General features: G+C 32.1%; 1 protein-coding gene. It reads right to left on the bottom strand.

What is annotated here, in order from left to right:
* Positions 1-115: 115 nt before the first annotated feature.
* On the bottom strand, positions 116-556 hold the full coding sequence (locus tag ASU35_RS06950; RefSeq protein WP_147525401.1) for a GNAT family N-acetyltransferase: 441 nt from the start codon (positions 554-556) through the stop codon (positions 116-118).
* Between the last annotated feature and the right edge of the window lie 73 nt (positions 557-629).

Genomic DNA, 629 nt, shown 5'->3' with positions numbered 1-629 from the left:
AGAAAACGAGGTAAAAGTCAGTAAAATTAAGTGTTTTAGCTTAATCAGCAGACACTAATAAAATATAACAGCTAATGAACCCCTTAAATTATGTGATTATACAATTGGGATTTGTTTAATCAAACCACTTTACTTTCATGACAAAGTTTTTTGCATTTATATAGCCTGCTTTCCCATAATATCTTTCATGCAACTCATCATTTACCGCTTGTAACTCCACACAGGAAGCTCCTTTTTCTTTCACTCTGTGTTCCAGCTCAGCTAACAAACTGCTTCCAAATCCTTTACCTTGATTTTGAGATGATATCACAATCTCTTCAAGGGTATATCCAACGATATCATCATATTGCTTGAAATATCCCATAACAAATCCAATAGCATTACCTTCATCTGTTTTCATAATTAGAGAATATGAATCCTCAACGCTTAAGACTTGATGTATCCTTTTTCTTGCTGTTTCTTTTGTCCAACAACCATCTTCACGGTTATTATAATAATCAATATATAATTCGAGAACATTTTCTATATCTTTCAAATTCATTTCTGATATGTTCATAATAATTTTGCCTCCACAAATTCTTTAGGTTACAATCGATGATGGGGTAAACGAAAAAGCAGTTTTGACATTG

The organism is Acetivibrio ethanolgignens, assembly GCF_001461035.1.
In the GTDB taxonomy this organism is placed as follows: domain Bacteria; phylum Bacillota; class Clostridia; order Lachnospirales; family Lachnospiraceae; genus Velocimicrobium; species Velocimicrobium ethanolgignens.
Note: the sequence above shows the minus strand (reverse complement) of the source record. Positions and strands in the feature narration are given on the sequence as shown.